The organism is Pseudophaeobacter leonis (assembly GCF_002087335.1).
GTDB classification, from domain to species: domain Bacteria; phylum Pseudomonadota; class Alphaproteobacteria; order Rhodobacterales; family Rhodobacteraceae; genus Pseudophaeobacter; species Pseudophaeobacter leonis.
Genome location: NZ_MWVJ01000086.1, coordinates 1 through 6,000 on the forward strand (window position 1 = coordinate 1; position 6,000 = coordinate 6,000).

Genomic DNA, 6,000 nt, shown 5'->3' on the forward strand with positions numbered 1-6,000 from the left:
GAAACTTCTGAGCCCCTCACGCCGACGTGCATGCATAGATCATGTGCGCAGCCAGATGAAGGTCTCTGAGCGCCGCGTTTGTCGCGTCCTGGGCCTGCACCGATCCACACAACGGCGAGTAGCAATGGGGCGTGATGACGAAGACCGGCTGGTCGCAGACATGATCGAACTGGCGCGTCAGTACGGTCGATATGGCTATCGTCGGATTGCTGCCTTGTTACGAAATGCAGGCTGGCAGGTGAATGACAAACGTATCGAGCGTTTGTGGAAACGTGAGGGGCTGAAGGTGCCTATGAAGCAACCTAAGAAGGGTCGGCTCTGGCTGAACGACGGATCATGTATCCGGCTGCGCCCAGAGTATTGCAATCACGTGTGGTCATACGACTTCGTGCAACACCGAACAGACGATGGCAGGGCCTTCAGGACATTGAACATCTTGGATGAATACAGCCGGGAGTGTCTGGCGATCCGGGTAAAACGAAAGCTCAACTCGACAGAAGTCAATGACGCCCTGACGGACCTGTTCATCCTTCGTGGTACGACAGCTTACATCAGGTCGGACAATGGCCCGGAGTTCATCGCTGAGGCCGTCAGGGACTGGGTTGAAGCAGTTGGGGCCAAGACCGCTTACATCGAGCCAGGGTCGCCTTGGGAAAACGGATATTGCGAGAGCTTCAACGGGCGGATGCGGGACGAATTACTGAACGGTGAGGTCTTTTACTCACTGCGAGAAGCCCAGATCATCATCGAAAGATGGAGGAACCACTACAACACCAAACGACCCCACAGTGCATTGGGCTACCGCCCACCAGCGCCGGAGGCCATCGTACCGATGGACCAAAGGCCAATCATGCACTAACTTTCAATTTGGACCACTCAAGTGGGGCTGCTCATGTTCAACGCCCGGATTGCCAGATCGCGTTTCATGCGATTGCTAACGTCCCATCCGATCACGCGCCGAGAATGCAGGCCCAGGATCACAGCCAGATACAACCAGCCCTCACGCGTCCAAACATAGCTGATATCGCCCGCCCATTTCTGATTTGGGGCATCCGCTGTGAAGTTTCGGTCCGGCAGGTTGCGCGCCGCTGGAAAACCGCCCAATTTCATCATAACAGCCGCAACCAGAAATCTCATCACAATCGTGAATGCGTTGTGCAAATCACGCCAAAAATGGTCCGCTAAAACCGTGTGAAAGATACAGTTGCTAGCACGCTGTCCAGTTTTACCCGATCATTTCACCCTTTGAAGTAGTCCGCTGTGGTTTGACACACCATGGTTACTGCGCCATTTTCAGTATCGAGAAGATTTGATTTCCCCTAAAGATCTTTAGAATAGATCACCTCATGGGACAATCCCTCCAAATACCCGATTAATTTAAAAAAAACATCGCAGTCTAATGAATCGAATATGCAGTCCAGTATGTCATCCTCACTCATTTGTGCGACACATGAATTTATTGCGTTGCAGTCCACCTCAGGGCGAAAAAACACCGCCTCCGACGCCAGCCTTACTACTCCTAGCGCCGACCAATCATAGGGGACCTCACTAATTTTCGCCAAATTCCCACGGGATAAAACTTCATAAACAGGCACCAAATCACTCCTTAACTCGAACTGCGATTAATAGCACTATCCCCTAAGGGGTATAATCCACATTCACGCATTTTACTTTCCGCCACTTCGAACCATAAATGGAACGGATACATTAGCTCGATTTTCAAGGGACTCTAGTCCTCTTATTGTCAGCAACCCCCAGAAATGGCCCACATGAAAGCGAGCACATAGCCTCAACTAGGCGTTTGGAACAGAACAATTTCGGGCCTGGACCTAGCGGTGAAATCTTGAACGCGAGGTCCAAAACCTGTCACCAGAGCCCTAGACTCTCAACCGTTCTGCTTTGAGCTTTAATCATTTCAAATATGTGTAAAAATTTCCCTAACTGTGTCCACCACGTGAACAATAGGGGGATTTTGACTATTTGATAATGAGTTTCGGCTTTGTTGCACAGATATTTTGAAAGGATTCGTGGCATGAATTCAGCGTGCTAGCTGGCAATCATGAGTAACTGGAAATCAACGACTTACAACTGGTCAGACTGCAATTAGGCCCTGAAGCAACGTGGCTCACTATCGATCTGGTTTGATCCCGAGATGGCCTGGGAGGCGGAACCTTCTGGCAATCGGGGTCGACAGCAAGCTTACTGTGATTCGGCCATACAAGCCTGCCTGACCATCAAAGTGTTGTTTGGTTTGCCGCTTCGCCAGACGATGGGGTTTGGGGAAAGCCTGCTGAAAATGGTCGGTCTGGATTGGGCGAAGCCAGTGTCCTACGTCAGCACTTGCGGGTCCAAATAGCGCTGTTTTATAAGAGAGTGTTTGTTGCTCATCGTAAAGGCATGAAGCATTCGCGTGGAGTGCCATACCATCCACAAACTCAGGGCAAGATCCCTCTCATGGCTTGCAGACAAGTGAGGTGCGGTAATCCCCCCATTTTTAACGGGGTCCAACCGTAGAATTCAGGCGGCTGTTTTCAGTTTCATGGCGGGTGTCATGCCCCCGATGCCCATGTTGGGGGGCTCGTTGTTGTAAGTCCAGAGCCATTCAGTTGCTTGTTCTTGTGCCTCAGCTTCAGGCGATCCGCCCGCTTGGTGCGGAACACGTAGTCCGACCCATCAAAAGGCTTCTGACGCAGGTGGCTCTGCACCAGAGCAACTAGACCGTCATGGCCCTTGCGGAAGTCGACCGGATCACTGGCCACAAAAATCCGCACCTTATGCGAGGGTAAAATCCCGTCGCCAAAGCCCGGGCGATCTCGGCGATCCGCGCCGCTAGCGTTGCCGCATCAAAACGAACCGGGACATCGCCCTTGATCACATCAAGCGGGCTGGAGGATGTGGCGGGCTGAGGCTGGGCGCCCGGCGCAGACGCCGCGATCTTAACCGGCACATAGTTCATGCCGTCCAGGTTTGGCAAAACCAGCTTGCCCTGCCGCGCCATCCGACGCCAATCAGACACCGTGCTGGGGATCAACTCATACCGCTTCGCAACCGCTTTGAACGTCTCGCCCTCAATCAACGTCTCTGCCACGATCCGGTCCTTCAGCTCCGGCGGCCAATTCCACTTGCCGTCCGCGCGGCGCGGCACACTTGCCAGAAACTCGCTTATAGCTCCCATCGAGAAACTCCCCACAAATCAAACAGGTCTCTGAATCGCAGATCAGTTGTCAGCTCGAAAGTGTGGGGGCGACGCGCCGCCTACGGAAAATTCTACTTTTGAACACACTAATTTTAGGGGAGATTACCCCTCATGAGCGCCAGCTATCACGCTGGATTCATCCTGTGAATCCTCGCAGCGCGATTTCTGCAACCAAGCCCCGCCCCCCCACAAACTGTCTATGCATTAAATACCAATTGCAAGCTTAGGACGCAAGTTTGCCACGATTCAGACACGAAGAGCACCCGCTAGCCCGTCAACCTGAACCAGTAAATATGTTTCCCGTTTGTTCTCAGGGAAGCTGAACCAGTTGAGTGGGTGCAATATGTCAGTAAATCGCGTTGAACTTCCTAGTTATAACTTGCTTTCACAACAGAGTGACTTCACATGGAACGGAGATGAGCAGTCTAATCTAGGTTTTGCTGGGGAATTTGTCTCGGCTGCCCATTTCGGATCTGGATTTGAATTCCATCGGCACGAAGTAAGTGAAGGTTCAGACTTTACGCTGGCCTCCGAACAGGTTGGTTTGAGTTTCTTGAGGTACCCCGGCGGAACCCAAACTGAAAACTATTTTGACCTGGCTAACCCTGACAATCCCGAACCTGTCGCTTTGGTCAACAACGCGGGGTCTTCCACTGACGTAACACCATTGAGCGACTTCCTCTCCTACGCGGCTGAACATGGAATCTCTACAGTAATTGTACTCCCTACTTGGCGTTTCTTTGACCAGGAAACTCGTAGGATAGACCCACAAGCTGAGGAGATAATAAAAACGTTCGTGATGGAAGTGCTTTCAGGGGCCTATGGAGACGCAAATATTCACGCTTTCGAAATTGGAAACGAATGGTTCAATAGTGCGTACAGCTGGACACCAGCCGAGTTTGCTTCTCTCCAACGATCAATTGCAGTTTGGGTGGATGAAGCCAGAAGTGATGCTGACACTGCAAATACTCCCTCAATTTGGATCCAGAGCAGTCAGCAAGGGGCTCGAGACTTTGATGCAAATGGAGTGAGTGACAACATTGAATTTTTGCAAGCTTTTTCTGACGACGACCTACGGGCCGTAGACGGCCTAGTGGATCATTTCTATCAACCCACTCGGTCCGAAGGCGTTTTAGAAGATCAATACTTGGATAATCCTTGGGTTGCGGCGACCCGAAGTGATCGATTGAGAGAAGATGGCTGGGTGGTAGATGGACCCAATGCTCTTGATATTGTTACTACAGAGTGGAATATCCGCGCAGATCGGCCAGGTAACATCACTGGCTTGGAAAGAGGGCCGATGCTGCTGCGCCTCTTCACAGACATGCTTCAAGCTGGTGTAGATGTCGCGATGATCTGGACGACGCAGGCGTTAGGTTCTGGTTCTGGTTCGCTTTTCGAGCAGGGTCAAAACGGAATGACTCCCACGGGCATGCTTTTTCAGATGATGATGAACACCTTGCAAGGCTCTAGGCTCATCGATCCAAATGGCGATGGAGAACTTTCTATTGACGAGATGACTTTTGGCACCATTTCAATGGATAATGCAGGCTATATTTATTCCTTTGCGAAAGATGGAAAGGTGATTGTCTACATTGCTTCAGGAGTAGATGAAGAGATTGAGATAAATGCGGACTTTAGCGCATTCGCTGACACTGGGTACCATCTGCATGGAACATTACTGGAGGTACGGTCAGGCGATGATCCACTGGCTGTAGATGCTGATGCCCAGATAAATGCTCTCGCTGCTATGGTGCTTGAGGGAGCTCAGCATGGTGATGGCGTCCTGAACTTTGACTTGAACCCATACGAGGTTATCCAACTCGAATTTTCCTGGGACGAAGGACAGGTGTTGAGAGGGGATTGGTATAACCCTATTGACGACGAACTCTTGGGGACATCAGAAGGAGATCAAATTTTTGGCTATGGAGGAAATGATAATCTCCGCGGCTTTTCTGGTGACGATGTCATCGATGGTGGGGTTGGCCGCGACGACATTCGGGGAGGCAATGGTGAGGACATAATTTTCGCAGGACGTGGCCGCGACACTGTAGCTGGCGGCAACGGCAGCGATGAAGTACACTTGGGGCTCGGAACCGACTTATACAAGGGTGGCTCATCCGGTACGTCCAATGATCTGGTCTATGGTAACTCAGGAAACGATCGAATTTTTTCTGGTAGCGGAAACGATGAATTGTTTGGAGGCCAAGGGAGGGACACACTTTCCGGAGGTGCTGGAGATGATATATTGGATGGCGGTCTGGGGGTTGATACGTTCCGTTTTAGAACGGATGTTAACACCGGCAACGACACCATCGTAGATTTTACTGCGGGCGAAGACATGCTGCAAATTTTGGGGCTGTCATGGGAAGATCTTTCACTGTCTGGATCTGAACGTGGCGCGACCGCAACCTGGGAAACTGGTCAGGTAGAAATTGTAGGCATCTCGACCTACGATCTAAGCCAAGACGACTTCTTGTTCCTATGAATTTGAGTTTTTCGCACTTGACTAGGCATAATCAATGACGACCACACTTTGGACTTGTCCCGATTTGGACCTGTCGCGGTTTGATGCCGCTCCTTGATAGCATATACTGCAGCAAAGGAGACTGATTATGGGACTGAAACGGACGGACGAATTCCGCCAAGATGCTGTGCGTATCGCACTGACCAGTGGGCTAACACGTAAGCAGGTGGCTGATGACCTGGGTGTTGAGCAGCCCCACTTGAGTGGTCCAACTTGAAAGTTAGTGCATGATTGGCCTTTGGTCCATCGGAACGATGGCCTCTGGCGCAGGTGGGCG

At 51.3% G+C, this 6,000-nt stretch carries 3 protein-coding genes and 3 pseudogenes; 4 read left to right on the forward strand and 2 right to left on the reverse strand.

Features of this window, described 5'->3' with window-relative positions; all coding sequences use genetic code 11:
• Positions 1-859: IS3 family transposase (locus B4968_RS17610; RefSeq protein ID WP_083100711.1), on the forward strand; the 859-nt coding region annotated here is incomplete at its 5' end.
• A 29-nt stretch (positions 860-888) separates the two neighbouring features.
• On the opposite strand, the pseudogene B4968_RS17615 reads toward B4968_RS17610, so the two are convergent.
• Positions 889-1,092: pseudogene (locus tag B4968_RS17615) on the reverse strand (DDE-type integrase/transposase/recombinase); the annotation flags it as partial.
• 1,018 nt (positions 1,093-2,110) lie between these two features.
• On the opposite strand from B4968_RS17615, the pseudogene B4968_RS17625 reads away from it, so the two are divergent.
• A pseudogene (locus tag B4968_RS17625) lies at positions 2,111-2,323 on the forward strand (transposase); the annotation flags it as partial.
• 390 nt (positions 2,324-2,713) lie between these two features.
• On the opposite strand, the gene B4968_RS17635 reads toward B4968_RS17625, so the two are convergent.
• The gene (locus B4968_RS17635; RefSeq protein ID WP_139792893.1) at positions 2,714-3,175 is read right to left on the reverse strand and encodes a transposase; all 462 of its coding nucleotides are present in this window, start codon (positions 3,173-3,175) and stop codon (positions 2,714-2,716) included.
• Positions 3,176-3,539: 364 nt separating this feature from the next.
• On the opposite strand from B4968_RS17635, the gene B4968_RS17645 reads away from it, so the two are divergent.
• Together B4968_RS17645 and B4968_RS26405 are read left to right on the forward strand one after the other, a co-directional pair.
• Positions 3,540-5,684 (forward strand): calcium-binding protein, encoded by a 2,145-nt coding sequence (locus tag B4968_RS17645; RefSeq protein ID WP_139792894.1) that lies wholly within the window; start codon positions 3,540-3,542, stop codon positions 5,682-5,684.
• Between the two features lie 127 nt (positions 5,685-5,811).
• A pseudogene (locus tag B4968_RS26405) lies at positions 5,812-5,910 on the forward strand (transposase); the annotation flags it as partial.
• Positions 5,911-6,000: the final 90 nt, after the last annotated feature.